The organism is Streptomyces sp. TRM64462, assembly GCF_013362995.1.
Taxonomy (GTDB): domain Bacteria; phylum Actinomycetota; class Actinomycetes; order Streptomycetales; family Streptomycetaceae; genus Streptomyces.
On record NZ_JABWDV010000433.1, the window covers coordinates 12,223 to 15,195 of the forward strand.

The 2,973-nt window shown below is 74.1% G+C and carries 2 protein-coding genes and 1 pseudogene; 2 read left to right on the plus strand and 1 reads right to left on the minus strand.

What is annotated here, in order from left to right; genetic code table 11:
* Positions 1-392 precede the first annotated feature (392 nt).
* Positions 393-1,634 (plus strand): uroporphyrinogen-III C-methyltransferase, encoded by a 1,242-nt coding sequence (gene cobA / locus HTZ82_RS27830; protein WP_175412144.1) that lies wholly within the window; start codon positions 393-395, stop codon positions 1,632-1,634.
* Positions 1,635-1,698: 64 nt separating this feature from the next.
* Positions 1,699-2,517, plus strand: coding sequence for an RNA methyltransferase (locus tag HTZ82_RS27835; protein ID WP_175412143.1), 819 nt, complete (start codon positions 1,699-1,701; stop codon positions 2,515-2,517).
* A 37-nt stretch (positions 2,518-2,554) separates the two neighbouring features.
* On the opposite strand, the pseudogene HTZ82_RS31865 reads toward HTZ82_RS27835, so the two are convergent.
* Positions 2,555-2,973: pseudogene (locus tag HTZ82_RS31865) on the minus strand (serine/threonine protein kinase); the annotation flags it as partial.

Below are 2,973 nucleotides of genomic sequence, written 5' to 3' on the forward strand. Positions count from 1 at the left end.
GGGCACGCCTGTCCCCACCCCACACCCACCCCCACCGGCGTGCAGTCGCCGTTACGGCGGGAGGGGACGCGGAGGGGGTCGCCCCCGCAGGATTGGCGGTGCCGAGACGGCAATCCAGAACGGCTCCCGAGCCCGCCAATCCGAGGAGGTGAGCCCCGGAGCGGCCCCGACCCACGACGCACGGGACCGCGCGCCGCCCATCCGTCTGGGGACCAGGGGCGTACCGGTCACAGTGACGAGATCAACGTGGTCCGGCCGTAACGCTCATGCGTGGGCCCCGTATCGTGGTCGCCAGCGCAGAAGCACCCTCCACCCCCCGCCCCACCAGCCGCTTCACCGTCGCAGTGGCGCAGCACCGCACCGCACCACCCGCCCGAGGAGACCACACCGCCATGGTCGAGTACGCCGAGCAGCCCGCCTACCCCGTCGGACTCCGCCTCTCCGGGCGCCGGGTCGTCGTCATCGGTGGCGGCCAGGTGGCCCAGCGCCGCCTCCCCGCGCTGATCGCGGCAGGCGCGGACGTCACGCTCATCTCCCCGTCCGCCACGGCATCCGTGGAGGCCATGGCCGAGGCCGGCGAGATCCGCTGGGAGCGCCGCCGCTACGAGGAGGGCGACCTCGCGGACGCCTGGTACGCGCTGATCGCGACGCCCGACACCGAGGCCAACACCCGCGCGTCCGCCGAGGCCGAGCGCACCAAGACGTGGTGTGTGAGGGCCGACGACGCCGAGGCGGCCACCGCCTGGACCCCGGCGACAGGACGCATCGAGGGTGTGACCGTCGCGGTCCTCACCGGCAACGACCCGCGCCGCTCGGCGGCCGTCCGCGACGCGATCGTGGAGGGCCTGCGCGACGGCACCCTGACCGCCCCGCAGCACCGTGCCCGTACGCCGTTCGTGGCGCTGGTCGGCGGCGGCCCGGGCGACCCGGACCTGATCACGGTACGCGGCCGCCGCCTCCTGGCCGAGGCGGACGTCGTCATCGCGGACCGCCTCGGCCCGCGCGACCTGCTGGACGAGCTGCCGCCGCACGTCGAGGTCATCGACGCGGCGAAGATCCCGTACGGCCGTTTCATGGCCCAGGAGGCCATCAACAACGCGCTCATCGAGCACGCCAAGCAGGGCAAGTCCGTCGTCCGCCTCAAGGGCGGCGACCCGTTCGTCTTCGGGCGCGGGATGGAGGAGGCCCAGGCGCTGGCCGCGGAGGGCATCGCCTGCACGGTCGTCCCCGGCATCTCCAGTTCGATCTCCGTGCCCGGCGCCGTCGGCATCCCGGTCACCCACCGCGGCGTCGCCCACGAGTTCACGGTGGTCAGCGGCCATGTGGCGCCCGACGACCCGCGTTCGCTCGTCGACTGGGAGTCCCTGGCGAAGCTGCGCGGCACGCTGGTGATCCTGATGGGCGTCGACAAGATCGGGAAGATCGCGGAGGCGCTCGTCGCGCACGGCAAGGACCCGTCGACGCCGCTCGCCCTGGTCCAGGAGGGTACGACGGCGGCGCAGCGCCGCGTGGACGCGACGCTGGCGACGGTCGCGGAGACGGTGGTGGCCGAGGAGGTCCGCCCGCCGGCGGTGATCGTGATCGGCGACGTGGTGGCCGAGGGCCCGCAGAAGACCCCGCAGACGAGGCACTGAAGGACCCCAGGCGGACCCACCGACACCAAATGAGCAGCATCAGTAGTAAGGGACCGCAGCAGCCGTGGCAGAACTGATCACCGTCGACGACCCGGACGACCCGCGTCTGCACGACTACACGGGCCTGACCGACGTCGAACTGCGCCGCCGGCGTGAGCCCGATGAGGGTCTGTTCATCGCGGAGGGCGAGAAGGTGATCCGCCGCGCGGTGCAGGCGGGGTACGCGATGCGGTCGATGCTGCTGACGCCCAAGTGGGCCGACGTGATGCGCGACGTGATCGACGACGCCTCCGCCCCGGTGTACGTGGTGAGCCCGGATCTCGCCGAGCGGGTCACCGGCTATCACGTGCACCGCGGCGCGCTCGCCTCGATGCAGCGCAAGCAGCTCCCGCAGGCCGCGGACCTGGTACGGACGGCGCGCCGCGTGGCGGTGATGGAGTCGGTGAACGACCACACCAACATCGGCGCGATCTTCCGCAGCGCCGCCGCGCTCGGTATGGACGCGGTGCTGCTGTCGCCGGACTGCGCCGACCCGCTGTACCGCCGGTCGGTGAAGGTCTCCATGGGTGCCGTCTTCTCGGTCCCGTACGCCCGCCTGGACACCTGGCCCCACGATCTGGAGGCGGTACGGGAGGCGGGCTTCCGGCTCCTGGCGCTGACCCCCGACGCCCGCGCGACAGCGATCGACGAGGCGGCTCCGCACACGCTGGACCGCGTCGCGCTGATGCTGGGCGCGGAGGGCGAGGGCCTGTCGGCCCGAGCCCTGCGTGCCGCGGACACCTGGGTGCGCATTCCGATGGCCCACGGTGTGGACTCGCTCAACGTGGGCGCGGCAGCGGCAGTGGCGTTCTACGCGGTGACGGCAGGCCGCCCGCACGCCTGAGCCCCCGACTGCCCCGCCGCTGCCTCCGCTGTCCCCGCTACCCCTGCAACGCCTGGGCGCCGGCGATGCCCAGGAGGACGATGAGGGTGACGACGACGAAGACGAACAGGCGCTGCCGCAGCAGCCTCGGGTTGGCCGGCCGGCGGAGGCCCGACGAGGTGCCCGCCCCGGTCCCCCCGGTCCCCGTGCCCGGGCCGGGACGCCGCCGCCCGGTACGCGAGCCGGTACGGGCCCCCGGGTGCGACGGGTACGACGCGTGCGGCGTCTGGCGCGGAGACGGCGCGGACACCGGCGCCTGGGCGGCCCGCAGCCTCGACCCCGTCCCGCCTCCGCCACCGGTGTGCGGCCCCGTGCCACGGGTCCCCTGCGGGCGGCGCTGAGTCGTCCGTTCCGTATACCGCTCCGTGGGCCGGACCGGCGCCCGCGCCTGGCCGCCCCGCTGCGGGGCGTGCGACG